The following is a 25831-nucleotide window of genomic DNA, read 5'->3' as shown; positions in this document are numbered from 1 at the left end:
GCGCGCGGACCTCAGAGCGCCGCGGCCGGCGTGGCCCGGCGCCCCCGCAGGTCGCCGGCGAAGAGGAGGGCCAGGCCGAGCAGGGCCCAGCAGGCCAGTACCAGGGCGGGGGTCCCGGCGGACGTGCCGTCGAAGAAGGCGTTGGCGCGGAGCAGGCTGCCGGCGGCTCCCGGCGGCAGGAGCTGACCGAAGGCGGCCCAGCCGTCGGGGAGCCAGTGGGGGCCGCTGGCCAGGCCGGAGAGCGGGTTGCCGAGCAGCATCACCACCGCGGCGCCGAGGCCGAAGCCGGGCAGCCCGAAGAGCGATTCCAGGCCGAGCAGGGTCATGACCAGGGCGGCCATGCCCAGGGACATGCCGAGGGCGGTGATCAGGTAGTCGCCGCCGAGTGAGCCCGTCCCGTACTGGAGGAACGCGGTGACGGCGAAGCCCGCGACGAGGGCGAAGACGGCGCCGCCGACCGCGCGCAGCCGCAGTCCGAAGTGGCCGGGGAAGAGCCGCGAGAGGAGCACGGCGGGGAACATGCCGCCGAAGATCATGGGCAGGGTGGCCGCGGCGAAGCCCGCGCCCCTGGGGTCGTCCTCGGGGAACGGCTTGAGGTCGGTGACGGTGATGTCCGCCTGCTGCTTGCCCGCGAGCGCCGTCGCCGTGCCGGTCAGCGTCGCGGCTCCCTGCGGGCCGCCCGCCGAGGCCGTGTAGGCGGTGACCTGGCCGGGGGCCAGGACTATGCCGCCCATGACGTCGCGGTTCTCGATCGCCGACTTGAGGTCGGCCTCGGTCTCGTACGCGGTGACGTCCCACGCGTCGCCCTTCAGGGACTCGCTCACCGCTGTCGTGGCCTTCTCCGGGCCGGTCACGCCGACGGGCAGGTTGTGCGGGCCGCTGTTGATCGAGGGCAGGGCGAACGCGCACAGCATCACGACGACCACGGCGGCCAGGCCCACCACGACGACGGCGAGCTTGCGGCCCCGACCGGCGGTCGGGCCGGTGCTCGGGCCCGTGGTCGGGCCGGTGCTCGGGCCCGTGGTCGGACCGGTGGTCGGACCGGTGGTGCCGGCTTGCTGAGTCATGGGCGGGATCCTCGTCAGAAGGGATTACCGGGTCGGGTCGACCGAGATTAATTCATCGACTGTTGAAACAACGATACATGTTAGGTTGATTGCTATGTCAAGCGTCGAGTTCACCGCCTCCGACCCCGTGCGCGAGGAACTCGTACAGGCCGCACTCCGCGCCGCCCGGGCGCGTGACACGGCCGTCGGTGATGTCTCGGTGCAGGCCATCGCCCAGGAGGCGGGTATCTCGCGCAGCACCCTGCTGCGCCGGCTGGGCGGCAACCGGCACGCCCTGGACGAGGCGGTCCGCGCCGCCGGCGTCGATCCCGGCGGGCAGCGGCCGGTGCGGGAACGGGCCCTGGAGGCCGGCGCCGCCCTCATCGGCGAGCGGGGGCTGTCCGCGCTCTCCTTCGAACGCGTCGCCGCGCGGGCCCAGTGCTCGGTGCACAGCCTGTACGCCGCGTTCGGCGGCCGGGACGAGATGCTGCTGGCCGTCTTCGAGCGCTACAGCCCGATCCTCGACGTCGAGGCCGTGCTGGCGGCCCCGTCCACGGACCTGCGCAGCACCGTGCGGACCGTGTACTCCCTCATGGCCGCCGCGCTGAGCCGTGAGCCGCGGCTCCTGCCCGCCGTCTACGCCGAAGTGCTGGCCCGGCCGCACGACGACTCCGTACGGCCGATCACCGAGCAGTTCCTCCCGCGGATGTTCGCCAGTGTCGGCCGGTGGCTCACCGCCGAGATCAAGGCGGGGCGCATCCGTGACCTGCCGCTACTGCTGCTCATACAGCAGATGACCAGCCCGCTCATGATCCACTTCCTGATGCGGCCGACCACGGACCGGATGCCCCACTACTCCGTCCCGCCCGTCGAGGACGTCTGCGACACGTTCGCCGACGCGTTCCTGCGTGCCGTCACACCGCCGCGGGACGAACCTCCGCGCGCGTGACGGCACGGCGCCGGGCCGGTACGCCGAGGGTCGGGTTGGCGACGCCCCAGGCGGCGGCCTTGCAGACCAGTTCCTTGTAGACGGCGGCGAAGCGTCCGGTCAGGGCCGCCCGCACGGCTCGGTCGTCGGCGGTGACGTACTGGATCAGGCCCTCCCGGCGGCCCAGGGAGATGCACTGGTTGAAGTAGCGCAGCGGCGCGTTCGGGAGCTTGCCGCCGGTCAGGCGGGCCGCGATGGAGTCGGCGGCCTGCCAGGCGGTGGGGGTGCCCGAGGCGCACGACATCCGGAGCGGCTTGCCGCCGGGGCCGGCCGCCATGGCCGCGTCGCCGATGGCGTACACGTCCGGGTGGGAGACCGAGCGCATGGTCCCGTCGACCACGATCTGGCCCGTGTCGGTCACGTTCAGGGTGGTGGCCCGCGCGATGGGGTGGACGGCGAAGCCCGCGGTCCACAGGGTGACGGCGGCCGGGATGGTGGCGCCGTCGGCGGTGGCGACGTGGTCCGCCGCGACTTCGGTGACCGCGGCGTTCTCGTACGCCGTGATGCCGAGGGTGCCGAAGACCTTGTGCAGGTGGCGGCGGCCCTTGGGCGAGAGCCAGTCGCCCAGAGCGCCGCGCGCGGCGAGGGACACCTCCAGGTCCGGGCGGGACTCGGCGATCTCGGTGGCGGCCTCCAGGCCGGTCAGGCCGCCGCCGACCACGACCACGGACGCTCCGGCGTCCAGCCCTGCCAGCCGCTCGCGCAGCCGGAGCGCTCCCGGGCGGCCGGCGATCTCGTGGGCGTGCTCGACGGTGCCGGGCACGCCCTGGTGGTTCCAGGCACTGCCGAGGGCGTAGACGAGGGTGTCGTACTCCAACTCCCTCTCCTCGCCCGGGTGGTCCGGGTCGGTGACGGCGACCGTCCCGCGGTCCACGTCCACGCCGGTGACCTTGGCGAGCCGCACTTCGACACCGGTGTCCGCGAACATCTCGTGGAGCGACCGGGGCCTCAGCTCCTGGCCGACGGCGAGCTGGTGCATCCGGACCCGTTCGACGAAGTCGGGCTCGGCGTTGACGAGGGTGATGGCGACATCCTCGCGGCGCAGTCGCTTCGCGAGGCGCCCGGCGGCGACGGCACCGGTGTATCCGGCGCCCAGGACGACGATGCGGTGCTGCATTTCCCTGCTCCTGTCTCCGGCGGCCGAAGCCTCCGGTGTACGACGGCCTCCGGATCCGGAGCCCGTCGGCGGGTTCGCCCCTTGAACCGGACGGCCCGCCGTTTCCTGACAGAAGCAGGGTGTGATGCGCGTCACATACGCATGGGCGGTGGTCAGAAGGCGTTGAACAGGGGTTCTCCATGGTCGGTGGCGGCCCAGAGCCGGGTGGCGCGTTCGAGCTTGTCGGGGTTGACCTGGTTGCGGAAGCCGGCGATGCCCTCGGGGGTGATCTCCAGGCACATGACGCCGATGACCCGGCCGTCCACGACCGCCACCACGGCGGGGTCGCCGTTCGCGGTGCCGGCGTAGACCCCGACGGTGCCGCCGGCCAGGGCCCGCTTGGCCTTGCCGGGCTTGAACAGGCCCCGCATGAACGTCGCCACCGCGCGGGCGCCCTCGAACGCCTTGGCCCGGGCCGGGACCTTCCCGCCGCCGTCGCCGATCGACACGGCGTCCTGGGTGAGCAGCCGGACGAGCGGTTCGGTACGGCCGCTGGTGGCCGCGGCGAGGAACTCCTCGACGACCCGCCGGGCGGCGGCCTCGTCGATCTCGGTACGGGCCCTGCCCTCGGCGACGTGCTTCCTGGCTCGGTGGAGGATCTGCTGGCTGGCGGCCTCGGTGAGGTCGAGGATCCCGGCGATCTCCCGGTGCGGGTAGCCGAACGCCTCGCGCAGGATGTACACCGCGCGCTCGCCCGGCGACAGCCGCTCCAGCAGGGCGAGTACGGCGAAGGAGACCGACTCGCGCTGTTCTGCCGTGTCGGCCGGGCCGAGCATCGGGTCCCCGGCGAGCAGCGGCTCGGGCAGCCACTGACCGACGTAGGTCTCCCGCCGGGCGCGGGCCGAAGTGAGCTGGTTGAGGCAGAGGTTGGTGAGCACCTTCGTCAGCCAGGCCTCCGGGACCTCGACCCGGCCGACGTCGGCGGCCTGCCAGCGCAGGTACGTCTCCTGCACGGCGTCCTCGGCCTCGCTCGCGGAGCCGAGGAGGCGGTAGGCGATGGCCTCCAGACGGGGCCTGGACGCCTCGAACCGTTCCACGTCTTTCATGGTCAGGGCCATGACCGGATCTTAGGCGACGGGGCCCGGCCGCCAGGGTGTGCGGACGGACGGGCCTCGTCACCGCCGGCAGCGCGGGCACCGCGCCGTGCCGCGGCCGCCCACGCGGGGTCCGGGGTGTCGCGGTGGCCGGTGAGCCAGAGGGCACGGGGTGGGGCGCGGGCCGCCTCGAACGGCCCCGGTCCCATGGTGCGCGCGCCGCGGGCTCCGTGCAGCGCGCCGCCGCGGGTCGCCTATCTTGGCGCCCATGCAGGCATACACGATCGGCCAGGCGGCCCGGCTGCTCGGCGTCAGTCCGGACACCGCGCGGCGGTGGGCGGACGCGGGGCGGGTGACGACCCACCGCGACGAGGGCGGCAAGCGGCTCATCGACGGCAAGGACCTGGCCGCGTTCTCCGTGGAGCTGGCCCAGAGCGGCAGCGGCGAGGAGGACACGTCCTACACCTCGGTCCGCAACGCCTTCCCCGGCATCGTCACCGCGATCAAACTCGGCGACGTGGCGGCCCAGGTCGAGATCCAGGCCGGCCCGCACCGGCTGGTGTCGCTGCTGACCCGGGAGGCCGTGGAGGAACTGGGCCTGGAGGTCGGCATGGAGGCCACCGCCCGGGTGAAGTCGACGAACGTGCACGTCGACCGGGGTTGAGCGCGCCGAGACCCTTCAGCGCCCGGTGTCCGCCCCGGGGTATCCCCCGTCCACCCGGATCGCGTCGATGCCGCTGATGTGACGGCCCCCGCAGCGGTCCTGGGGGAGCACCAGTTGGGGGCCTGCGTGGTCGAGGGCGGTGCCGTCGAGGGTGACGGCTAGGAGGACGGGGGCGCGGCCGAAGTCCGGGTCGATCTCCGCCCAGGACAGCAGCGCGTGGTGGCCGTCCGCGCCGCGCACGGCGATCAGGAAGCGCAGCCGGTCCTTGCGGCGGGCGGGGTCGAAGGCCGGGGCGGTGCCGGCGAGGACGTCGTACAGGAGGGGTCCGGTGAAGCGGTGGTGCCGGACGCCGCTGGTGGCGCACTCGAAGGCGACCTGGGCCGTGTGCTGGGGCCAGGCCGCGAGGTCGGGGACGGTCAGGCGGGCCGGGCGGCCCAGGTCGCCGGTGATGACGACGACCGCCGTCGGACGGGCGGCTGCGAGGGACTGACTCACGGCTATCACCTCCCGTGTGACGGTACCCGGCCGGGCATCCCGTACAAACGCACATGCCATGCCAGAGATGGGTTGTGCCTGCTCATGCGAAGAGACAGGAGACTTCCGGGTGGCATCTGCGGCATTATCATCGGCGTAAGCGCAGCGAGCCCAGCAGGATCAGCACCAGAGGGAGTGGACCCGTGATGACCCGTTCCGCGCGCCGGACCCGTCGCACCGTGCAGGTGGTGGGGGCGACCGCCGCCGCGCTGCTGGCGCTGAGTGCCTGCTCCTCCGACTCCGACTCCGACTCGGGCTCGGGCTCGGGCTCCGGTGAGAAGTCCGGCGGTGCCCAGAAGCTCTCCGGGACGGTCAACGTCTTCGCCGCGGCCTCGCTCACCGAGAGCTTCACCGAGCTGGGCAAGGAGTTCGAGAAGCAGCACCCCGGCACCAAGGTCGTCTTCAACTTCGGCGGCAGCGACTCGCTCGCCGCGGGCATCACCAGCGGCGCCCCCGCCGACGTGTTCGCCTCCGCCAGCCCCAAGACCATGAAGGTCGTCACGGACGCCGACGCCGCCTCCGGGACGCCGGCCACCTTCGTCCGCAACCGGCTGGAGATCGCCACCCTGCCGGGCAACCCCGACAAGATCGCCACCCTGAAGGACCTGACCGGGTCCGGCCTGAAGGTCGTACTGTGCGACAAGTCGGTGCCGTGCGGGGCCGCCGCGCAGAAGGCGCTGGACGCGAGCAAGCTCAAGCTGACGCCCGTCTCCTACGAGGAGGACGTGAAGTCGGCGCTCAACAAGGTCGTCCTCAAGGAGGCCGACGCCGCGCTGGTCTACAAGACCGACGTGAAGGCCGCCGGTGACAAGGTGGAGGGCGTGGAGTTCCCCGAAGCGGCCGACGCCGTCAACGACTATCCGATCACCCTCCTCAAGGACGCGCCCAACGCCGAGGTGGGCCAGGCGTTCATCGAGCTGGTGCGGTCGGCCGAGGGCCAGAAGGTGCTCACCGAGGCCGGGTTCACCGCACCGTGACCGCACCGCCCAGGAGCGCGCGGGTGAGGGGCGGGGCTCCCCTGCCCCTGCTCGTGCCCGCGCTGATCGGCCTCGCGTTCCTGGTGCTGCCGCTGATCGCCCTGCTGATCCGGGCCCCCTGGGCGAGCATGCCGGAGCTGCTGACCAGTACCGAGGTGTGGCAGGCGCTGCGGCTGTCGCTGATCTGCGCCACGGCGGCGACCGTGGTGAGCATGGTGATCGGCGTGCCGCTGGCCTGGCTCCTCGCACGGGTCGAGTTCCCCGGGCGCGGTCTCGTACGGGCCCTGGTCACGCTGCCGCTGGTGCTGCCGCCGGTGGTGGGCGGCGTGGCGCTGCTGATGGCGCTGGGCCGCAACGGGGTCGTGGGGCAGTGGCTGGACTCCTGGTTCGGGATCACCCTGCCGTTCACCACCACCGGCGTCATCCTCGCCGAGGCGTTCGTGGCGATGCCGTTCCTCGTCATCAGCGTCGAGGGCACCCTGCGCGCCGCCGACCCGCGCTACGAGGAGGCGGCCACCACCCTGGGCGCCTCCCGGTTCACCGCCTTCCGCCGGGTCACCCTGCCGCTGATCGCGCCCGGCATCGCCGCGGGCGCGGTGCTGGCCTGGGCCCGCGCCCTCGGCGAGTTCGGGGCGACGATCACCTTCGCCGGGAACTTCCCCGGCCGCACCCAGACCATGCCGCTGGCCGTCTACCTCGCCCTGCAGAGCGACCCGGAGGCGGCCATCGCCCTCAGCCTGGTACTGCTGGCCGTCTCCATCGCCGTACTCGCCGGACTGCGCGACCGCTGGATGACCGCCTCATGACCGGGACCGGGAAGCCGGCCGCGCCCCCCGCGGACGGGCTGGACGCGCGGCTCGTCGTCGACCGCGGGGACTTCCGTCTCGACGTGAGGCTGACGGCCGCGCCCGGCGACGTGGTCGCCCTGCTCGGCCCCAACGGCGCGGGCAAGACCACCGCCCTGCGCGCACTGGCCGGCCTCGTCCCGCTGTCCGACGGCCACCTGCGCCTCGACGGGGACGAACTGGACGGTACGCCGCCGGAGTCCCGGCCCGTGGGCGTCGTCTTCCAGGACTACCTGCTCTTCCCCCACCTCACCGCGCTGGACAACGTGGCCTTCGGACCGCGCTGCCACGGCGCGGGCAAGGCCGAGGCACGGGCCCAGGCTGCGGACTGGCTCGACCGCATGGGCCTGGCCGGGCACAAGGGCGCCAAGCCGCGCCGGCTCTCCGGCGGCCAGGCCCAGCGGGTCGCGCTCGCCCGCGCCCTGGCCACCCGTCCCCGGCTGCTGCTCCTGGACGAGCCGCTCGCCGCCCTCGACGCCCGCACACGCCTCGACGTCCGGGCCCAACTCCGCCGTCACCTGGCCGACTTCGAGGCGGTGGCCGTGCTCGTCACCCACGACCCGCTGGACGCCATGGTCCTCGCCGACCACCTCGTCGTCGTGGAGGACGGCCGGGTCGTCCAGGACGGCACCCCGTCACACATCGCCCGCCACCCGCGCACCGACTACATCGCCCACCTGGTCGGCCTCAACCTCTACCGGGGGCGCGCCGAGGGGCACACGGTACGTCTGGACGACGGGACGGCGATCACGACCACCGAGGAGCTGACCGGGCCGGTGTTCGTGGCGTTCCCGCCCGGCGCGGTCACCCTGCACCGGGACCGCCCCACCGGCTCCAGCGCCCGCAACCTGTGGCGCTGCGAGGTCGCCGGACTGGAGACCCACGGCGACCAGATCCGCGCCGACCTCACGGGCGAACTGCCCCTCGCCGCCGACCTGACCACGGTCGCCGCGGCCGAACTCGACCTGCACCCCGGCGCCACCGTCTGGGCCACGGTCAAGGCCACCCAGACCCACGCCTACCGCGACTGACCGACCGCCGGTCAGGCCGCCTCCAGTTGGGGCTCCGGCCGCTTGGCCGGCGCTGCCGCGCCCGTCGGCCGCCATCCCCTCGTGGTCCGCACGTAGCCGTGGATCACCGACGCCATGGCGAGCAGGAGGAGGGGACCGAAGACCAGCGGGTGGCGGGCCATGTCCAGGGACAGATAGCGGGTCGACGCGAGGATCGCGGCGAAGACGAGCGCGCCGTGGGCGACCAGTTGGACTCCCGCCCGGTCCCAGCCGCGGTCGAACGCGCGCAGGGCCGCCTCGACCGTGACGGCGAAGACCACACCGGCGACGAGGTCGATGCCGTAGTGGTAGCCGAAGCCCAGCGTCGCGCCGAGCGTGGCGACGAGCCAGAACGCTCCCGCGAAGCGCAGGATCCTCGGTCCCGTCCGGGAATGCAGGAAGATCACGGTGGCCCACGCCGTGTGCAGGCTGGGCATGCAGTTGCGCGGGGTGATCCCGTCGTACGTGAACGCCGCGGGCGCGCTGATCGGCGGCGGCGTGTCCGGCCACAGCATGGCGACGGCCCACTGCTCACCGCCGGTGCCGAAGGCCCCGGTGCCGTAGGTGAAGATCGGTCCGACCACGGGGAAGATCATGTAGATACCCGGCCCGAGCAGGCCTATCACCAGGAAGGTGCGCACCAGGTGATGGCGCGGGAAGCGGCGCTCGGCGGCCACATGGCGCAGTTGGTAGAGCGCCACGACCACCGCGGCCACCGCGAGTTGGACGTAGACCCAGTCGAGGACGTGCTCGCCGACCGGGCCCGCGGCCCGCACCGCCCGGCCCACCAGCCACGAGGGGCTGCCCAGCGCGTGATCGGCGACCGCGACGTACGGGTCCAGCACCTTCGGGTGGGTCTTCGCGGTGATCAGCAGCCAGGTGTCGCCGGTCTTGCGGCCGGCCACCAGCAGCAGCCCCAGCCCGACGCCCTTCAGCAGCAGGACCCGCTCCCGGCCGGTGCGGCGCGTGACCGCGAGGACGCCGCAGCCGAGGACCACCCACAGCGCGCCGTTGCCGAAGGAGTGGCTGCCGGACACCGTGGCGCCCGCCGCCCAGCGCACCAGCGCGAAGACGAGGTCGACACCGACCGCGCAGGCGGCCGCCACGAGACGCTGACGCCAGGTCAGGACCACCATCGTCAGCGCCAGGCCGGCGTAGAGCAGCGGTCCGGAGACGGGGGCGAACACCACCTCCTTCGCCTGGTTGGTGATCGGCCCCGGAAGGCCGTAGCGGCGCGCGGCGATCTCCAGCGCGACGAGGAACGCGAGAGCCGCCACACCCGCCACGGCCCAGAGTCTTGCGCGCGGCTGACGCCAACGTATTCGCGACGGTATCCGTGATGGCATGTATCTCAATCTTTATTCTGTTTGCGTCTTTTTCCTGATTTGCGCAAATAACGACCTTTCGGCGACGGGAGGGTTACCAACCCGTCAGCACAAGAAGACGAATGTATTACTGCGCGGGTTGCCAGGCGAAGCCGTCGGGGTCCTCGAACGGCGCGGTCTCCGCGGCGATCACGAGGCGGTGCGAGCCGCTGCCGTCGGCGTCGACGCCCGCGACCTTGGCCAGGCCGCGCCGCTTGTAGAGGGAGAGCTTGACCGTGCCCGGTGCGGTGGCGAACTCGACGTACTTGTTCCCGAAGCTCTTGCCGACGGCGAGCCCGCGCTCGACGTAGAACTGCTTGCTGGCCTTCATGTCCTCGACGCCGAGCAGGAGCACGATCTCGTCGAACTCGCGGGTGACCGGACCGGTGTCCTTCTTGTTCGAGGTGGCGAGCTGCCAGATCGTGCCGTCCGGCGCCTGCACGACACCGCCGTAGCCCCACAGGGACTTCGCCGCGGGCTTGACGACGGTGGCGCCGGCGTCCACGGCGGCGGCGAGGAGGGCGTCGACGTTGCCCGGCTGGGACACCACGAGGGACAGGGTGAAGCCGCGGAAGCCGGCCGTCGGCGACTCGGAGGCGCCGACGCGGACCTGCTTGGGGTCCAGTCCGAAGGCGTCGGAGTAGAAGCGGGTGGCGGCCTCGGTGTCGGCCACTTCCAGGGTGATGGAGTCGATGGAGTTCATGTCCACGACGGTATGGGCGGCGGGGTCGGAGATGCTTCTCGAAAACTGACCGTGCCGGCGCGTGTCTCAGCCGCTCAGGCCGAGTTCACCCGCCCGCACCCCCGCCTGGAAGCGGGAGCCGGCGTCGAGGGCGTCGAGCAGTTCGGCGACCCGGCGCCGGTAGGTGCGCAGCGACATGCCCAGTTCGCGGGCGGCGGCCGCGTCGGTGGCGCCCGAGCCAAGGGCGCGCAGGACGGTGCGGCTCGCGGTGTCGAGGTGGGGCTGCTCGCCCCGGAGGAAGGACGTGAGGTCGGTGGCCGCCGCCCAGGCCGCGTCGAACAGGGCGTACACACCGCCGACCAGGGTGGGTTCGGTGGTCACGGTGTAGGCGCGGCCACTGGGGGAGTCCGGGCCGGCCAGGATCGCGTACCGCCGGTCGATGACGATCGTCTCGTGCGGGAGGGCGCCGGCCGCGATCCGCACCCGGGCGCCTTGGGTGAGCAGCGCGTGCAGGTGTTCCCTGCCGCCCTCGTCGGCCAGCGCGGCCGGGCTGAGCAGCTTGCGGACCCGTTGCGCACCGCTCTCCCGGACCCGGGCCCGCGCCACCTCGCGGGCGGCCGGGCGGGGCCAGGTGTCGAGGTCACGGGCGGCACAGACGAACTCCTCGCGGACCGAGGAGAACAGCTGCCCGGCGCGGGCCAGCAGCTCCAGCTCCCCGTGGATCGTGACGCTCTCAGCCATACGTCCATTGTCACCCGCGGGCTCGTGACGGGGACCCGACGGCCTCCGGCCGCCCCTTGGGCCGGCAGCAAGTTGCCACGGTGTCGCCGCGGCGGGGCCCGCCGCGCAGGCTCGGGGCATGAGCACTCACTTTCGTCTCGGCGGCGACCTTCCGGTCGGGCGGCTCGGTTTCGGGGCCATGCGGCTGCCCACCGGCGGCTTCCACGGTCCGGCCCGGGACCCGGAGGCCGGCCGCGCCGTGCTGCGCCGTGCCGTGGAACTGGGCGTCGACCACATCGACACCGCCGCCCTCTACACCAGCGGCGACGGCACCGTCCGGGCCAACGACCTGATCCGCGAGGCCCTGCACCCCTACCCGGACGGCCTGGTGATCGCCACCAAGGTCGGTCCGCTGCGCACACCCGACGGCGGGCTGGAGGCGACCACCGACCCGGCCGCCCTGCGCCCCCTGGTCGAGGAGAACCTGAAGACTCTCGGGGTCGACCGCCTCGACCTCGTCTACCTCCGCATCGGCGGCATCGCGCCGCCGCCGCACGGCGAGTCCGTCGCCGCCCGCTTCGAGGCGCTGGCCGCCCTGCGCGAGGAGGGTCTGATCCGGCACCTGGGGCTGAGCCACGTGGGCGCCGGGCACCTCGCCGAGGCACGGGCGATCGCACCCGTCACGGCCGTCCAGAACCACTTCCACACCGACAAGCGCGACGACACGGAGGTCCTGGCCGCGTGCGAGGAGGCCGGCATCGCCTACGTCCCGTTCTTCCCGCTGGGCGGTGGCCTCGGCGACCTGAGCGGGGCCCGGATCGCCGAGGTCGCGGCCCGGCACGCCGCCACCGTCCCGCAGATCGCCCTGGCCTGGCTGCTCGCGTCCTCCCCCGTCACCCTCGCCATCCCCGGCACGGGCTCCCTTTCCCACCTGGAGGAGAACACCGCCGCCCGGTCGATCGTCCTCACTCCGCGGGATCTGGCCGACCTCGGCTGACCCGGGCCACGCCTGGACGCCGCCCCGCGATCACAAGTGCGACGGGATTATCACGAGCGTCCACACGGTCACGGCGTGCTACTGTCGATGGAAGTTGCAGTTGTGGTTGCCTGAAGGTTTTTCCGACGGGGTGATCATCACGGCGACCGGCGCTCACACAGGGTGAACGCCGAGCACCGTACCGAAGGAGAAAAAAATGGCATCCGGCACCGTGAAGTGGTTCAACTCGGAAAAGGGCTTCGGCTTCATCGAGCAGGACGGCGGCGGCCCCGACGTCTTCGCCCACTACTCGAACATCGCCGCCCAGGGCTTCCGTGAGCTGCTCGAGGGCCAGAAGGTGACCTTCGACATCGCGCAGGGCCAGAAGGGCCCGACCGCCGAGAACATCGTGGTCGCCTGACCTCACGACGCACTCGCGTTACTTCGCAGTCGGGGCCCGCACCTTGGGGTGCGGGCCCCCGCTCGCGTTTCTTTCTTTTTCTTCTCGTTTTCTTCTCCATGCTCCGGTCCCGCGCCCCGATGCGCCGACAGTGACCGGACCCGGCTCGTTCTTGCGATTCCCCGCGCCGTACCACCGCTGCGGGACTCCCTTGATACGTGCCGTATCAAGGAAGGTTCCGTATGGACCGCGCACGCACACGCACCAATGACCGCAGCCGCTCCGGCGGCGGCCCCCGCCGCTCCCCCCGGACGGCCGGCCGCTCCCAGAACCCCGGCCGCCGTCCGGCCGCCGCTCCCCAGGGCGAGTTCGCGCCCCCGAAGACGATCACTCCGGCGCTGCCCGCCGTCGACTCGTTCGCCGAGCTCGACCTGCCGGAGCGCATGCTGGCCGCACTGAGCGGCGAGGGCGTGACCGTGCCGTTCCCGATCCAGGCGGCGACCCTGCCGAACTCGCTGGCCGGGCGCGACGTACTCGGCCGGGGCCGCACCGGATCGGGCAAGACCCTCGCCTTCGGCCTCGCCCTGCTGGCCCGCACGGCCGGCCGGCGCGCCGAACCGCGCAGGCCGCGCGCCCTGATCCTCGTCCCCACCCGTGAGCTGGCCCAGCAGGTCACCGACGCGCTCGCCCCGTACGCCCGCGCCGTGGGCCTGCGGTCGGCCACCGTGGTCGGCGGCATGTCGATCGGCCGCCAGGCCAGTGCGCTGCGGGGCGGTGCCGAGGTCCTCGTGGCGACGCCGGGACGACTCAAGGACCTGATCGACCGGGGCGACTGCCAGCTCGGCGACGTCGGCATCACCGTGCTCGACGAGGCCGACCAGATGACCGACATGGGCTTCATGCCGCAGGTCACCGCCCTCCTCGACCAGGTGCGGCCGGACGGGCAGCGGATGCTGTTCTCCGCCACCCTGGACCGCAACGTCGACCGGCTGGTCCGCCGCTACCTGTCGGACCCGGTGGTCCACTCCGTCGACCCGTCGGCCGGCGCCGTCACCACGATGGAGCACCACGTGCTGCACGTGCACGAGGCGGACAAGCAGGCCACGACCGTCGAGATCGCGGCGCGCGACGGCCGGGTCATCATGTTCCTGGACACCAAGCACCGGGTGGACCGGCTGGTCAAGCACCTGCTGAAGAGCGGCGTGCGGGCGGCCGGGCTGCACGGCGGCAAGTCCCAGCCGCAGCGCACCCGCACCCTCGCCCAGTTCAAGGACGGGCAGGTGACGGCGCTGGTGGCGACCAACGTCGCGGCCCGCGGCATCCACGTCGACAACCTCGACCTGGTCGTCAACGTGGACCCGCCCGGCGACCACAAGGACTACCTGCACCGCGGCGGCCGTACGGCCCGCGCCGGCGAGTCGGGCAGCGTCGTCACCCTGGTCACGCCCGACCAGCGGCGCGACATGACGCGGCTGATGGCCTCGGCCGGCATCACCCCGCAGGTCACCCCGGTCCGCTCGGGCGAGGCGGAGCTGTCCCGCATCACCGGTGCGCAGGCTCCCTCCGGCGTCCCCGTCGTCATCACCGCACCGGTCGTGGAGCGCCCGCGGCGTGCCGCGTCCGGCAGCGGCTCCTCGTCCCGCGGGCGGCGCGGCCGCTCCGGCCAGTCCCGCTCCGGCCAGGCGGCCTCCGTCCCGCAGACCCGCACCGGTCAGGGCCGCGGCGGCGGTCAGAGCCGCTCCGCCGGCGAAGCCCCGCGGCGCAGGCCGCGGCGCCAGTCCGCCGGTGGTTCGGCCGCCTAGGCGAACCGCAAGCCCATCCGCTCCGTCCCCCTTGTTGGAGGCATCATGCGCTGTGTCATCGCCCGGTACCCGTTCGACCTCACCAAGCAGGGGGTGCTGGACTCGATGAAGGGCGTCACGCCGCAGCCCGTCACGGGTGAGTCCGTGACCATCGGCCGCCGCCGCTACCCGGTCAAGCAGGTGGGCGTGGTCGTCACCCGGCAGGACAGCCGCGATTTCTCGGCGGCCGAGGTCACCCGGGCCATGACGCGCCTCGGCTTCACCTGCCACCCCGCTCCCGGTGCCGAGCCCGACCCGGCGCCCACCGCCACGCCGGTCCAGACCGCGTCGGCGATGCTCGGAGGACCGGCCCAGCCGCAGGAGTGAGGACGGGTCTCCTCCGTCAGGACAGTCCCGTCGCCCGGCCCGCGCCGTCCCAGCGCACCTCGCTCACGCGCCGGACGGCGTCGCGGTCGAGCGGGCCGAAGACGTGCGGGAAGAGGGTGCCCTCGGCGACCCCGGGCGGCGGTGCGGGCGCCGCCGCCTCCCACACGCACCGCGCGGTGAGCCGGTCCTCGTCGAGGAGCACCGCGAGCAGGGGACGGGGCGCGGCGCGGTAGTAGGCGTTGACGACGGCGAGCGTGGTCGCCTCGTCGGGCGAGCAGTGCACGAACCCGTCCTCTGCGAGCGAGGCGGGGGCGAAGGGCCGGCCGGGTTCGGCGTTCCACTCGGCCAGCGGTACCACGTGGTAGATCATCGTTCCGTTTTAACAGCCGGGCCGCCGGGCTCCGAGGGCGTGGGCACGGGATCCGGGGCGGACGGCGGCGCGGACGCCGACGGCGAGGAGGCCGACGGGGTCGGCGTGTTCCCCGTGGACGCGTCGGGGACCGGACTCGGCGCCTGCGAGGCGTCGCGGGGCGGGGCCGGGGTCGGTGCGGTCGTCGCGGGCGGGTCGGCGGGGGCCGGGGCCAGCGGGACCGTCGGACGCGGGGGCGGGGCGGGGGACGCCCAGTTCAGCGGCAGCGCGATCAGGGCGGCGGCGGCAGCGGTCGCCGCGGCACCGGCGGCGGCACGGAGCAGACGCCGGCGGGACGCGGTTTTGCGGATCGCCTCGTAGCGGCCGGGCGGCGGGCCCAGGTACGCGGTCTCCGGGCGGAGCACGACCAGCAGCGGATCGTCCCCGTCGTGTCCGAAGCCGGGATCGTCCTCAAGGCGTGTGGTCAAGGCTTCTCCTCAGATGGACGCGGAGCAGTTCGCGGGCCGCGTGGAGGTCGGCCTTGACGGTTCCTTCCTTGCGCCCGGTCAGCGCGGACACCTCCCGGATCGGCATGTCAGCGTAGTAGTGGAGCAGGATCGGCACGCGCAGTCGCTCCGGCAGGGACTGCACGAGCAGCCGCACCGAGGGGTCGGTCTGCTCGGGGTGCGGGCGTACGGCGACCTCCGCGGTGACCCGGCGCACGGCCCGGCGTTCGCGCTCCAGCTTGCGCCAGTGATCCCGGACGAGGTTGGCGGCGGTCACGTAGAGGAACCCGCGGGGCTCCTCCACGGACGTCCAGCGGGCCCAGAGCCGGGTGAACGCCTCCGAGGCGATCTCGTGGGCCGTCTCGTCGTCGTCGACGAGCCGGCGGCACCAGCCGGCGAGGCGCGGATACAGGGCGGCGAACAGCTCGGACGCCGCCCTGTCACGGGACCGTTTCAACGCTCTCCATGGTCGTGAGGGTATGCCGTGCGCACGGCGGGTCAGGAGGGAGCGGGACGCGTCGCGCTCAGCGCGGCGAAGACGATGACGTTGTCCCGGTACTCCTCGCCGACGCGCGGGCCACCGCAGGTGATGAGCCGCAACTCCGGCCGTTTCACGTCCCCGTAGACGTCGTCCGTCGGGAACTCGGCCTTCCGCACGGTCCGTACGGCGGTGACCGTGAACTCGGCCGCCGCGCCGTTCTCCAGGCGCGTCTCGATCCGGTCGCCCCGGTGCAGCCGCGCGAGGTGCCGGAAGACGCCGTCGCCGTGGGTGCCGACCGTGACGTGGCCGAGGAGGACCGACGGTCCCACCTGGCCCGGGGTCGGCGAGTGCCGGTACCAGCCCGCGCGGTCGTCGTCCGTGACGGGCGGGACCTGCACCGTGCCGTCCGCCGCGAGCCCCAGGCGCATCACCGGGGTGTCGACGCCGGCGGCCGGGATGCGCAGGCCGACCGGCACGGAACGCTCCAGTGGACGCGCGGACTTGGCACCGGTGGGCGACTGGGGCGCGGTGGTGCCGGGGCGGTCGGACGCGGCCACGTCGTTGCCCGTGTTCCCCGTGTTCCCCGCGCCGCCGCCGCAGCCGGCGAGCAGCACGGCGAGCGCCGCGGTGGCGAGGGCGCGACCGGCGGGGCGGGTCATGCCCCGGTCGCCGCCCGCCGACGCCGTACGACGAAGAGGACCGCACCGCCCGCGACGAGCACGGCACCGGCGCCCGCGCCGACCAGCCCCTCGTCGGTCCCGCCCGGCTCCGGGGCCGCGACGCCGGTGTCGGGGGCGCCCTCGGGCACGGCGGAGACCTGGCCGTCGGCCGGGGCGGGGGCGGGCGCCTCGTCCGCCGGGCCCGGCTTGCTGGGCGAGGCGGCCGGGGCCTTGGTCGGGGCCTCGCTCGGCACGGGGCTCGGGGTGCTCTGGGCCGGGGGCTTGGTGGGCGCGGGGCTGGGGTCGTCGGCGAACGCGGGCGCGGTGCCGGCCAGTACGGCGGTGCAGGCCAGGGCCACGGCGCTGAGGATGGTGCGGCGCATCGGGTCGCTCTCTCTCGGGGGGTGGTGAGTGGATCGGACGGAGAGACGAGGCGGCGCCCCGGCGGGTTGTAAAGGGATGGCAAAGTCGTGGCGGGTGGCGGACGCGTCCCCTTCTTACGGACCCGTGACGTGCCGCGCGGGACGCCCGGCGCGAGGGCCTCACGCGCCTAGCGTGGACGCATGCGCGTACTGGTCACCGGCCATGCCGGGTTCATCGGGTCCCATGTCGTGACGGCACTGCGGGAGCACGGGCACGAGCCCGTCGGATACGACGTCCGCGAGGACCCCGCCGCCGACGTGCGCGACCCCGCGGCGGTCGCCAAGGCGCTCACCGGGGTGGACGCCGTGTGCCACCAGGCGGCGATGGTGGGACTCGGCAACGGGTTCGCCGACGCGGCGGAGTACGTCTCGCGCAACGACCTCGGCACCGCCGTCCTGCTCGCCGCGATGGCGGAGGCGGGCGTGGAGCGGCTCGTGCTCGCCGGGTCGATGGTCGTGTACGGCGAGGGGCGCTACGAGTGCGCACGGCACGGCGTGGTGCGGCCCGGCCCGCGTGCCGTCGCCGACCTGGACGCGGGCCGCTTCGAGCCGCCGTGCCCGGTGTGCGGCGCGGCCCTGTCCCCGGGGCTGGTCGGCGAGGACGCGCCCACCGACCCGCGCAACGTGTACGCGACGACCAAGCTGGCCCAGGAGCACCTGGCCGCCGCCTGGGCGCGGTCGGCCGGCGCGACGGCGGTGTCGCTGCGCTACCACAACGTGTACGGACCCGGGATGCCCCGCGACACCCCGTACGCCGGGGTCGCCTCCTTCTTTCGCTCCGCGCTCGCCCGCGGCGAGGCACCCCGGGTCTTCGAGGACGGCCGCCAGCGCCGGGACTTCGTGCACGTCCGGGACGTGGCCGCGGCCAACGTCGCGGCGCTGACGGCCGATCGCCCGTCCGGCACGCTCACCGCCTACAACGCCGGCAGCGGCGACCCGCACACGGTGGGCGAGATGGCCACCGCCCTCGCCGAGGCGTACGGCGGCCCCGAACCGGTCGTCACCGGCGAGTACCGCCTGGGCGACGTACGCCACATCACCGCCGACTCCGCCCGCCTGCGCACCGACCTGTCCTGGCAGCCACGGGTCGGCTTCCGGGAGGGCATGCGGGAGTTCGCCCGGGCGGGGCTGCGGGGGGAGTGACGCCGGGGCTCAGGCGTCGGCCAGGGGGAGGGTCACCTCGAAGCGGCAGCCGCCGGGGATGTTCCGGACCGTGGTGCGGCCGCGGTGGGCTTCCACGATGCCGCGGACGATGGCGAGGCCCAGGCCCGCGCCGGCCGGAGGGGTACGGGCGTGGGTGCCGCGCCAGCCGGTGTCGAAGACGCGCGGCAGGTCGTCCTCGGGGATGCCGCCGCAGCCGTCGGAGACGGAGAGCACCACGCCCTCGGGCGAGGGTGCGGCGGCGACGGCGACCGTGCCGTCGGCGGGGGTGCGGCGGATGGCGTTGACCAGGAGGTTGCCGAGGACGCGGCTCATCTCCTTGCCGTCCACCTCGACCGGCACCGCCGCCACCGCGTCGCCGACCAGCCGTACGCCGTGCTCCCGCGCGAGCGGGTCCGCGCCCGCGAGGGCGTCGCCGACCAGGTCGTAGAGCGAGATCCGGGCGGGGGCGAGGGCGAGCGCGCCGGCGTGGATGCGGGAGAGTTCGAAGAGGTCGCCGACCATGCCGTTGAGGCGTTCCACCTCGGTGCGGATCTGGCGGAGGTAGCGGTCGGGGTCCGCCGCGACGCCGTCCTCCAGGGCCTCGGACATGGCCCGCAGGCCGGCCAGCGGCGTGCGCAGGTCGTGCGAGATCCAGGCGACCAGTTCGCGCCGGGAGGTCTCCAGGGCGCGCTCGCGCTCCCGGGACTCGGCGAGGCGGGCGCTGGTGGCGGCCAGTTCACGGCTGAGGGCGTCGAGTTCGGCGGTCGCCGGGACGGTGGGGGCCGCGTAGTCGCCGTCGTCGCCGAAGGAGCGTGCGGCGGCGGCCAGTTCGCGGCTGCGGGCGACCACCCAGCGGCCCAGCAGCAGCGCGGTGGCCAGCGACACCACGGCCGCCATCGCCGCGACGGTGGTGACCACGGACAGGTCGTGCGGGGACAGGAACATCGCCCAGGCGACGACGAGCGTGCCCGCGAACATCGCGAGGACGGCGACCGCCGCCACCACCGCGAGCGAAGCGGTCAGCGAGCGCCGCCGGATCAGCCGCAGCACGGCCGCGCCGGCCAGCCCGGTGACGGCGGCGCCGGCGAAGGAGTACAGGGCGATGAGGAGGGTGTCGTGCATGTCAGTCCGTCTCCCGCCCCGTCGGGTCGAAGCGGTAGCCCACGCCCCACACGGTCTGGATCAGCCGCGGCCGGGCCGGGTCGTCCTCGACCTTGCCGCGCAGCCGCCGCACGTGGACGGTGACGGTGGACAGGTCGCCGAAGTCCCAGCCCCACACCTCCCGCATCAGCTCCTCCCGGGCGAAGGCCCGCCCCGGGTGGCGCAGGAAGAAGGCCAGCAGGTCGAACTCGCGCAGGGTGAGCGCCAGCTCGGCGCCCTCCTTCGTGGCCCGCCGGGCGCCCGGGTCGACGGTGAGGCCGGCCGCGGACGGCGGCACCAGACCGGGGGCGGGCCGGGTGCGGCGCAGTACCGACTCCACCCGCAGCACCAGCTCGCGGGGGCTGAACGGCTTGGTCACGTAGTCGTCCGCCCCGACCTCCAGGCCGAGGATGCGGTCGTCCTCGTCGCCGCGGGCGGTCAGCATGACGACCGGCACGGGCCCGGTGCCGCGCAGCCGCCTGCACACCTCCAGGCCGTCCATGCCGGGCAGCATCAGGTCCAGCACCACCAGGTCCGGCCGGTGCGCGGCGGCCCGGGTGAGCGCGGCCGGACCGTCGTCGGCCCGGTCCACGAGGTGCCCGGCGCGCTCCAGGTAGCCGGCGACGACCTCCGCGACCGTGGGGTCGTCGTCGACGACCAGGATCCGGGCGGGGTCGGCGGTGGATCCCTCGGGGGTCCCGGCGGGGGATCCGGCAGGGACTCCGGCCCGGGATCCGGCAGGGACTCCGTCCGGGGACGCCTGTGCGGGAGCGGACTGGTGCGGCTGCTGCATGCGCCCAGCCTCGCACCGCGCCCACGCGGACGTCGTCCCCGCGAGCCGCCCCCGGCCGCGACGTCCGTGTTTCGTAAGGAGCGGGAGTCCGTTTCGCCCGATATCGGCTCGTAGGGTGAGAGCCGTGACCACCTCGCCCGCTCCCGACGTCGACGTCGTACTCCCCTGTCTGGACGAGGCCGGAGCCCTGCCCTGGGTCCTGGCCCGCATCCCGGACGGCTGGCGCGCGCTCGTCGTCGACAACGGTTCCACCGACGGCTCGGCGGAGATCGCCCGCGCGCTCGGCGCCACGGTCGTGACCGAGCCGCGCCGCGGCTTCGGCGCCGCCTGCCACGCCGGGCTGACCGCCGCCACGGCCGACATCGTCTGCTTCTGCGACTGCGACGCCTCCCTCGACCCCGGCCTGCTGACGCCCTTCGTGCGCGAGATCCGGGACGGCGGAGCCGACCTGGTGCTCGGCCGCCGACGACCGCAGGGGCGCGGCGCCTGGCCCCCGCACGCCCGGGCGGGCAACCTCGCGCTCGCCCGGATGCTGCGCCGCCGCACCGGCCTGCGGCTGCACGACCTCGGCCCGCTGCGCGCCGCCCGCCGCGAGGCGCTGCTCGGCCTCGGCCTCACCGACCGGCGCAGCGGCTACCCGCTCCAGATGGTGGTGCGGGCCGCCGACGCGGGGTGGCGGGTAACCGAGTACGACGTGCCGTACCTGCCCCGCACCGGGGCCTCGAAGGTCACCGGGACCTGGCGCGGCACCTGGCACGCGGTACGGGACATGCGCGGCGTGCTCGCCGAGCGACCGGAGCAACGGATTCCGCGTGACGCGGCCCGCGAGGGGAACACACGGTGAGCATGATGACCACCCTCCTCGTCATCGCGAAGGAGCCCCGCCCCGGCCGGGTCAAGACCCGCCTCACCCCGCCGTTCACCCCGGACGAGGCGGCCGCGCTGGCCGAGGCGTCCCTCGCCGACACCCTGCGCGCGGTCGCCGCGACGCCCGCCCGGCGCCGGGTGCTGGTCCTCGACGGTGCCCCGGGGCCGTGGCTGCCGCCCGGCTTCGACGTCGTACCGCAGTGCGCGGGCGGCCTCGACGCACGGCTCGCGGACGCGTTCGCCGGGTGCGCGGGGCCCGCCCTGCTGATCGGGATGGACACCCCGCAGGTGACGCCGGAGCTGCTCGACGTGGACTTCGAGGGCTGCGACGCGTACTTCGGTCCGGCGGAGGACGGCGGCTTCTGGGCGCTGGGCCTGGCCCGCCCCGACCCGGCCCTGCCGCGGGGCGTGCCGATGTCGACGCCGGTGACGGGGGCCGCGCAGCGCGAGCGCCTGCTGGCGGCGGGGCTGCGGGTACGGGACCTGCCGCCCCTGCGCGACGTCGACACCGCCGCCGACGCCCGGGCCGTCGCCGCACTGGCCCCGCACGGCCGCTTCGCCGCCCGGCTGGCTCAGTGCACGGCGGGCGCGGACGCGCGGGTGGGCCGATGAGCGGCCACGGGCGCGCGGGTGGACGGCTCGGCAGCGGCCGGGCGGCCGGCCCGGCGGACGGGCCGGCGGACGGGCCGGCCGCCGGGCCCGGGTACGGCTCCGCCGACGGGCCTCCCCCGAACAACGAACCGGCGGGCGCCCGGGCAACCAGATCCCCCGACGGCCCGAACAACGAACCGGCGGGCAGCCGGGCAACCACATCGCCCGACGGCCCGAGCAACGGACCGGCGGGCGGCCCGCCAAACGGATCCCCCCGCGTCCGCGCAACCGGGTCCCCCGACCGCCCGGCAGACGGACCCCCCGACGGCCCGCCCCGCGCCGCGGTGACCGGCTCCGCCCGCGCGCTCAGCGGTCGGCGGGCCGCCGTACCCGGCCGTCTCGCGGAGCCGGCGTTCCCCCTGGCGGGGCAGGCGCCCTGGGCCGGGTCCGATCCCTATGCCGCCGCGCTGCGGGCCGGTCGCGGGCCGCTGTTCCTGCGGCGTACCGACGGGTGGCTGCTGCCGTTGGAGGTGGAGCGGTGGTGCGCGGGGGCCGACACCGTCGACCTGGAGGTGCTGGACCGGTGCGAGGGCGCCGTCCTCGACGTGGGCTGCGGACCCGGCCGGCTGGTCGCGGAACTCGCCGCCCGGGGCCGGACCGTCCTCGGTATCGACGTCAGCGAGGCCGCGGTGGCCCACACCGTGCGCTCCGGCGGCCAGTCGCTGCGGCGCTCCGTCTTCGAGCCGCTCCCCGGCGAGGGCCGTTGGGACACCGTGCTCCTCATGGACGGCAACGTCGGCATCGGCGGCGATCCCCGCGCCCTGCTCACCCGCGTCGCCGCCCTGCTCGCCCCCGGCGGCCTGCTGATCGCCGAGACCGCGCGGGTGGACGTCGACGAGCGCGCCCACGTGCAGCTCGTCGACGTCACCGACGGCCACGCGTCCGGCAGCCCCTTCCCCTGGGCGCGGATCGGCACCCGCGCCCTGCTCGACCGCGCGGCCGCCGGGGGCTGGCGGACCGTCGCTCAGTGGACGTCGGGGGACCGCCCCTTCGTCGCGCTGCGCAGCGACCGCAGCGCCAGCAGCAGCGCCGAGCCGCCGAACAGCACGGCCGTGATCAGCAGCCAGCGGGCGAGGTAGCCGTCCGCCGACAGCCCGGTGACCCCCCGGTACCCCGCGTCGACCCGGCCGGCGATCAGCGGGAACCACACCAGCAGGAGCAGCCCGGAGAAGGCGGCGGGGACGCGCACGTACATCGCCCACCGACGGCGGCCGACCGCGCCGAGCGCGCCGGTGACCGCCCGGTCCGCCACCGAGTACAGCGGCAGCAGCACCAGGTCGTGCAGGAGCGCCGCCCCCACGAACCACAGGGCCACGCCCAGCCAGTCGTCGGCGAGCAGCCGCACCCCCGCGTAACCCGCCAGCGCGAAGGAGCAGGCCAGCAGGAGGATCTGGAGGGGGCTGCCGGTCAGCGCCCGGAGCCGGCCACCCGGCCCGCCCGGCCCGCGTGACTCGCGTGACTCGCGTACACGGTTCATCCCAGGTCTCCGAACGTCATCCGGGCCACCCACTTGGTGTTCAGCACGCCGGGCGCGGCGGGCACGATGATCCGCGCCGGGTAGCCGTGGTCCGGGCTCAGCGCCTCGCCGTTGACGTACAGGGCGAGCAGGGAGCGCGGGTCGGCGACCTGGTTGGCGCGCAGGGCGCCGCTGCGGAAGGCGCCGCGCCGCTGGAGGGACTCGACGAACACGTCGGGCGGGTCGTCCTCGTGGCCCACGCGCGCGGCGAGGTCCCGCAGCCGCACCCCGCGCCACCACTGGTCGGACGTCGACCAGCCCTCGACGCAGGCGATGGGCAGGGCCTCGCTGTGCTGCTCCATGGCGAGCAGGTCGGCCCGGCTGAGCCGGACGGTCCCGGAACGGCCCTCGACGACGAGCCGCCACGTGTCGTCGCGGGTCTCGGCCGGGACGATGCCGACGTACGCGGCCGTCTTGTTGATCTGGAAGCCGTTGGGGCCGTTCCCCGGGTCGGGTCCGCCGTGCGGGGAGAGGACGGCCGTGGCCCGCAGCGGAGGGTCGAAGCTGCGGCCCGCGTTCGTGGCGAACATCAGCAGCGAGCCGCCGCCGACGAACCACAGGGCACCGCGCCGCGAGACGGTGGGCGCGGCGGGCCGCGGGGACACCAGGTCGTCGCGCTCCTCGCGCATCGCCCGGAGGTTGCGCAGCGCCATCGGCGTCTTCAGCACGGCGTGCGCGACGAACGCGGCGAAGAAGACCCACGCTCCGTAGAAGTGCAGCGGGTAGAAGGAGCCGGGGAAGAGGTAGTCCAACTGGATGTTGAGCACCCCGGTCACGAACTGGAACAGCGCGCCCCCGACCAGCAGCAGCAGCGAGATCCGCTCCAGCGCGTGCGCGACCGAGCGGGCCGGCGGCAGGGTGAACAGCCTGGGCACGACCGACCACAGTTTGGCCAGCAGCACCGGGATCAGGGTGAGTCCGAGGGTGACGTGGACACCCTGGTTGAGGCGGTACAGCCAGGTGGGGTCGGTCGGCCACGCGAAGAGGTAGAAGCCGAGGAGCCCCTTGTCCGGGGTCTTGTCGTTGACCGGGGACAGGTCGGGGTTGTAGGCGGCGTACGAGAGCAGGCCGGTCACGAACAGCACGGTGATGCCGGCGAGCAGCACGATGCCGAGCACGGACGTGAACCGGGGGCCGCGCAGGGGGCTGCGCCAGAAGCCCGGGGAGGAGGGAAGGCGTGGGGCGAGGTCTCGCATGTCCCGACCGTAGGCAGCGAGAGACCCCGAAAGGGGTCCACGACCCATGACGAAACGCTGACGTCCGCCGTGTGCGCCGTCCGGCCCGCGATCCGCCGCCCTACGGTGCCGGTGTGACCCGCCTCCGCTCCGTCCCCCGCGACCTGTACGCCGCCGCGGCGGCCGTGCTGCTCGTGGCGGCCGCCATCCTGGTCGGCCGCCACGTGTACACCTACGACGACCTGATCGTCGGCTGGCCACCCCTGCTGGGCCGCTGGGACCCGCACCTGGGCCCCGGCACCCCGGCGGCCGTCCTGGTGGCGGCGGCAACCGTGGCGTACGGGCCGGCCGTCGCCGCCCGGCTGCCGTGGCGCGCGCTGCTCCCCGCGGCGTGGGGCGCGGCGATGGCGTGGACCTGGTCGCTGGCCCTGATCGACGGCTGGGAGCGGGGCGTCGCCGGGCGGCTGACCACCGGCCAGGAGTACCTGACGGTCATCGACCGCTGGCGCGACATCCCGGCGACCCTGCGCGACTTCAACGGGCACATCCTGCTGCACTCCCCGGACAACTGGCCCGCCCACGTCGCCGGTCACCCGCCGGGGGCCACGCTCACCTACGTGCTGCTCGACCGGATCGGGCTGGGCGGCGGGGGCTGGGCCGGGGTCTGGACCATCACCGTGGGCGCGACGGGGTGCGTGGCGGTGCTGGTGGCGGTGCGGGCCCTGTGCGGCGAGCGGCTCGCCCGGCGGGCGGCGCCCTTCCTGGCGCTGGCACCGGCCGCGGTGTGGATGGGCACGGCCGCCGACGGCTACTTCGCGGCGGTCGCCGCGTGGGCCGTGGCGCTGCTGGCCCTCACGGTCACCGGACGCTCCCTGTGGTGGACGGCGGGCGCGGGACTCCTCTTCGGTTGGACCTGCTACCTCTCGTACGGCCTCACGCTCTTCGCCGTGATCGGGGCGGCGGTGCTGCTGCTCGGGCGGCGCGGGGTTGGCGAGCGCCCGGTGATGTTCGTGCCGCTGCTGGCGGGCATGGCGGTGGTGCCGGTCGCCTTCACCGTGATCGGCTTCGACTGGTGGGAGGCGTACCACCTGCTCGTCGAGCGGTACTACGAGGGCGCGGCCGGCGTCCGCCCCTACGCGTACTGGGTGTGGGCCAACCTCGCCTGCACGGTGCTGATCACGGGCGTCGCGACGGCGGCGGGCCTGCGCCGGGCCGTCGCCCGCCTCGCCGCCCGGCGACGCGGCGGGCCGCCCGCGACCGGCGGGAGCCTCCGGGCGCCGGACACAGCGGACGCCACCGGGCAGGCCCGCCTCGCGTTCCTCGTCTGCGCGGGCCTGCTCACCCTGCTGATCGCCGACCTGTCCGGCATGAGCAAGGCGGAGACGGAACGCATCTGGCTCCCCTTCGCCCTGTGGCTCCTGCCGGCCTGCGCGTTCCTCCCGCGTCCCCGCGCGTGGCTGGCGGCACAGGCGGTCCTGGCGCTGCTCGTCAACCACCTGGTCGCAACCGGGTGGTGAGCGGCCGAC

Annotated in this window: 30 protein-coding genes; 15 read left to right on the top strand and 15 right to left on the bottom strand. The window is 74.4% G+C overall.

The annotated features are described in order from the left end of the window. Positions 1–11: 11 nt before the first annotated feature. Positions 12–1067, bottom strand: a complete 1056-nt coding sequence (locus ACZ67M_RS22110; protein WP_469852344.1) for a hypothetical protein — start codon at positions 1065–1067, stop codon at positions 12–14. 94 nt (positions 1068–1161) lie between these two features. Here ACZ67M_RS22110 and ACZ67M_RS22105 point away from each other — a divergent pair, with 94 nt between their 5' ends. Beyond that, the gene (locus tag ACZ67M_RS22105; RefSeq protein WP_469852342.1) at positions 1162–1995 is read left to right on the top strand and encodes a TetR/AcrR family transcriptional regulator; all 834 of its coding nucleotides are present in this window, start codon (positions 1162–1164) and stop codon (positions 1993–1995) included. Here ACZ67M_RS22105 and ACZ67M_RS22100 read toward each other — a convergent pair. Together ACZ67M_RS22100 and sigJ are read right to left on the bottom strand one after the other, a co-directional pair. Further along, positions 1961–3151, bottom strand: a complete 1191-nt coding sequence (locus ACZ67M_RS22100; protein ID WP_469852340.1) for an NAD(P)/FAD-dependent oxidoreductase — start codon at positions 3149–3151, stop codon at positions 1961–1963. The genes ACZ67M_RS22105 and ACZ67M_RS22100 overlap by 35 nt on opposite strands. 152 nt (positions 3152–3303) lie before the next feature. Continuing rightward, positions 3304–4248 (bottom strand): RNA polymerase sigma factor SigJ, encoded by a 945-nt coding sequence (gene sigJ / locus ACZ67M_RS22095; RefSeq protein ID WP_469852338.1) that lies wholly within the window; start codon positions 4246–4248, stop codon positions 3304–3306. Positions 4249–4492: 244 nt separating this feature from the next. Here sigJ and ACZ67M_RS22090 point away from each other — a divergent pair, with 244 nt between their 5' ends. Further along, positions 4493–4888 (top strand): TOBE domain-containing protein, encoded by a 396-nt coding sequence (locus ACZ67M_RS22090; RefSeq protein ID WP_469852336.1) that lies wholly within the window; start codon positions 4493–4495, stop codon positions 4886–4888. Between the two features lie 15 nt (positions 4889–4903). Here ACZ67M_RS22090 and ACZ67M_RS22085 read toward each other — a convergent pair whose 3' ends face one another. Continuing rightward, complete coding sequence (locus tag ACZ67M_RS22085) at positions 4904–5383, bottom strand: molybdopterin-dependent oxidoreductase (protein ID WP_469852334.1); 480 nt, start codon at positions 5381–5383, stop codon at positions 4904–4906. Between the two features lie 185 nt (positions 5384–5568). Between ACZ67M_RS22085 and modA the strand changes: the two genes are divergently transcribed. The 3 genes from modA to ACZ67M_RS22070 are packed head-to-tail and all read left to right on the top strand — an operon-like array spanning position 5569 to position 8275. Beyond that, positions 5569–6399, top strand: a complete 831-nt coding sequence (gene modA, locus ACZ67M_RS22080) for a molybdate ABC transporter substrate-binding protein (RefSeq protein ID WP_392237298.1) — start codon at positions 5569–5571, stop codon at positions 6397–6399. After that, positions 6396–7205 carry a molybdate ABC transporter permease subunit gene (modB, locus tag ACZ67M_RS22075; RefSeq protein WP_361357036.1) on the top strand — a complete coding sequence of 270 codons (810 nt, stop codon included), beginning with the start codon at positions 6396–6398 and terminating at the stop codon, positions 7203–7205. Before modA ends, modB begins: the two co-directional genes overlap by 4 nt. Further along, on the top strand, positions 7202–8275 hold the full coding sequence (locus tag ACZ67M_RS22070) for an ABC transporter ATP-binding protein (RefSeq protein ID WP_469852331.1): 1074 nt from the start codon (positions 7202–7204) through the stop codon (positions 8273–8275). Before modB ends, ACZ67M_RS22070 begins: the two co-directional genes overlap by 4 nt. Before the next feature lie 11 nt (positions 8276–8286). On the opposite strand, the gene ACZ67M_RS22065 is transcribed toward ACZ67M_RS22070, so the two are convergent. From ACZ67M_RS22065 to ACZ67M_RS22055, 3 genes are all read right to left on the bottom strand, one after another. Then, positions 8287–9639 carry a phosphatase PAP2 family protein gene (locus ACZ67M_RS22065; RefSeq protein ID WP_469852329.1) on the bottom strand — a complete coding sequence of 451 codons (1353 nt, stop codon included), beginning with the start codon at positions 9637–9639 and terminating at the stop codon, positions 8287–8289. Positions 9640–9745: 106 nt separating this feature from the next. Beyond that, positions 9746–10360 (bottom strand): VOC family protein, encoded by a 615-nt coding sequence (locus ACZ67M_RS22060; RefSeq protein WP_469852327.1) that lies wholly within the window; start codon positions 10358–10360, stop codon positions 9746–9748. A gap of 66 nt (positions 10361–10426) precedes the next feature. Next, positions 10427–11080, bottom strand: a complete 654-nt coding sequence (locus ACZ67M_RS22055) for a DNA-binding response regulator (protein WP_469852325.1) — start codon at positions 11078–11080, stop codon at positions 10427–10429. Positions 11081–11198: 118 nt separating this feature from the next. Here ACZ67M_RS22055 and ACZ67M_RS22050 point away from each other — a divergent pair, with 118 nt between their 5' ends. The 4 genes from ACZ67M_RS22050 (at position 11199) to ACZ67M_RS22035 (ending at position 14603) form a co-directional block, all read left to right on the top strand. Then, positions 11199–12056, top strand: coding sequence for an aldo/keto reductase (locus ACZ67M_RS22050; RefSeq protein ID WP_469852323.1), 858 nt, complete (start codon positions 11199–11201; stop codon positions 12054–12056). A 196-nt stretch (positions 12057–12252) separates the two neighbouring features. Next, positions 12253–12456: a cold-shock protein gene (locus ACZ67M_RS22045; RefSeq protein WP_019324834.1), complete on the top strand. Its 204-nt coding sequence runs from the start codon at positions 12253–12255 to the stop codon at positions 12454–12456. 221 nt (positions 12457–12677) lie between these two features. Beyond that, a complete protein-coding gene (locus ACZ67M_RS22040; RefSeq protein WP_469852321.1) occupies positions 12678–14237 on the top strand; it encodes a DEAD/DEAH box helicase in 1560 nt (519 codons plus the stop codon). A gap of 45 nt (positions 14238–14282) precedes the next feature. Continuing rightward, a complete protein-coding gene (locus tag ACZ67M_RS22035) occupies positions 14283–14603 on the top strand; it encodes an SCO5918 family protein (RefSeq protein WP_392011386.1) in 321 nt (106 codons plus the stop codon). 16 nt (positions 14604–14619) lie between these two features. On the opposite strand, the gene ACZ67M_RS22030 is transcribed toward ACZ67M_RS22035, so the two are convergent. Next, on the bottom strand, positions 14620–14973 hold the full coding sequence (locus tag ACZ67M_RS22030; RefSeq protein ID WP_361357013.1) for a DUF952 domain-containing protein: 354 nt from the start codon (positions 14971–14973) through the stop codon (positions 14620–14622). A 39-nt stretch (positions 14974–15012) separates the two neighbouring features. On the opposite strand from ACZ67M_RS22030, the gene ACZ67M_RS22025 reads away from it, so the two are divergent. Further along, positions 15013–15333 carry a hypothetical protein gene (locus tag ACZ67M_RS22025; RefSeq protein WP_392100033.1) on the top strand — a complete coding sequence of 107 codons (321 nt, stop codon included), beginning with the start codon at positions 15013–15015 and terminating at the stop codon, positions 15331–15333. Positions 15334–15423: 90 nt separating this feature from the next. Here the strand turns inward: ACZ67M_RS22025 and ACZ67M_RS22020 are convergent, their stop codons facing one another. From ACZ67M_RS22020 to ACZ67M_RS22010, 3 genes are read right to left on the bottom strand one after another with little or no spacing between them, the layout of a single operon-like run. Next, positions 15424–15915: an RNA polymerase sigma factor gene (locus ACZ67M_RS22020; protein WP_122616678.1), complete on the bottom strand. Its 492-nt coding sequence runs from the start codon at positions 15913–15915 to the stop codon at positions 15424–15426. Between the two features lie 41 nt (positions 15916–15956). Next, positions 15957–16598, bottom strand: coding sequence for a class F sortase (locus ACZ67M_RS22015; protein ID WP_392237284.1), 642 nt, complete (start codon positions 16596–16598; stop codon positions 15957–15959). Then, positions 16595–16981, bottom strand: a complete 387-nt coding sequence (locus ACZ67M_RS22010) for a RodZ family helix-turn-helix domain-containing protein (protein ID WP_392011376.1) — start codon at positions 16979–16981, stop codon at positions 16595–16597. The genes ACZ67M_RS22015 and ACZ67M_RS22010 overlap by 4 nt, the downstream gene beginning before the upstream one ends. Positions 16982–17161: 180 nt before the next feature. Between ACZ67M_RS22010 and ACZ67M_RS22005 the strand changes: the two genes are divergently transcribed. Beyond that, on the top strand, positions 17162–18163 hold the full coding sequence (locus ACZ67M_RS22005) for an NAD-dependent epimerase/dehydratase family protein (RefSeq protein ID WP_469852317.1): 1002 nt from the start codon (positions 17162–17164) through the stop codon (positions 18161–18163). Positions 18164–18172: 9 nt separating this feature from the next. On the opposite strand, the gene ACZ67M_RS22000 is transcribed toward ACZ67M_RS22005, so the two are convergent. Then, positions 18173–19285 (bottom strand): sensor histidine kinase, encoded by a 1113-nt coding sequence (locus tag ACZ67M_RS22000; RefSeq protein ID WP_392011370.1) that lies wholly within the window; start codon positions 19283–19285, stop codon positions 18173–18175. Between the two features lies 1 nt (position 19286). Beyond that, on the bottom strand, positions 19287–20096 hold the full coding sequence (locus ACZ67M_RS21995) for a response regulator transcription factor (RefSeq protein ID WP_361356995.1): 810 nt from the start codon (positions 20094–20096) through the stop codon (positions 19287–19289). A gap of 115 nt (positions 20097–20211) precedes the next feature. On the opposite strand from ACZ67M_RS21995, the gene ACZ67M_RS21990 reads away from it, so the two are divergent. The 3 genes from ACZ67M_RS21990 (at position 20212) to ACZ67M_RS21980 (ending at position 22693) form a co-directional block, all read left to right on the top strand. Further along, entirely contained in the window at positions 20212–20940 is a 729-nt protein-coding gene (locus tag ACZ67M_RS21990; RefSeq protein WP_467320513.1) for a glycosyltransferase family 2 protein, read from the top strand. Positions 20941–20945: 5 nt separating this feature from the next. Then, a complete protein-coding gene (locus ACZ67M_RS21985) occupies positions 20946–21575 on the top strand; it encodes a TIGR04282 family arsenosugar biosynthesis glycosyltransferase (RefSeq protein ID WP_361357226.1) in 630 nt (209 codons plus the stop codon). A gap of 323 nt (positions 21576–21898) precedes the next feature. Then, complete coding sequence (locus tag ACZ67M_RS21980; RefSeq protein ID WP_469852313.1) at positions 21899–22693, top strand: class I SAM-dependent methyltransferase; 795 nt, start codon at positions 21899–21901, stop codon at positions 22691–22693. Here the strand turns inward: ACZ67M_RS21980 and ACZ67M_RS21975 are convergent. Both ACZ67M_RS21975 and ACZ67M_RS21970 read right to left on the bottom strand, forming a co-directional pair. Beyond that, on the bottom strand, positions 22579–23091 hold the full coding sequence (locus ACZ67M_RS21975; protein ID WP_392237278.1) for a hypothetical protein: 513 nt from the start codon (positions 23089–23091) through the stop codon (positions 22579–22581). The genes ACZ67M_RS21980 and ACZ67M_RS21975 overlap by 115 nt on opposite strands. Next, a complete protein-coding gene (locus tag ACZ67M_RS21970) occupies positions 23088–24326 on the bottom strand; it encodes a molybdopterin-dependent oxidoreductase (protein WP_392100024.1) in 1239 nt (412 codons plus the stop codon). Before ACZ67M_RS21970 ends, ACZ67M_RS21975 begins: the two co-directional genes overlap by 4 nt. A gap of 113 nt (positions 24327–24439) precedes the next feature. Between ACZ67M_RS21970 and ACZ67M_RS21965 the strand changes: the two genes are divergently transcribed. Further along, positions 24440–25822 carry a hypothetical protein gene (locus ACZ67M_RS21965; protein WP_469852310.1) on the top strand — a complete coding sequence of 461 codons (1383 nt, stop codon included), beginning with the start codon at positions 24440–24442 and terminating at the stop codon, positions 25820–25822. Positions 25823–25831 lie beyond the last annotated feature (9 nt).

The sequence above is a fragment of the Streptomyces sp. NPDC107500 genome (genome assembly GCF_055582785.1).
Note: the sequence above shows the minus strand (reverse complement) of the source record. Positions and strands in the feature narration are given on the sequence as shown.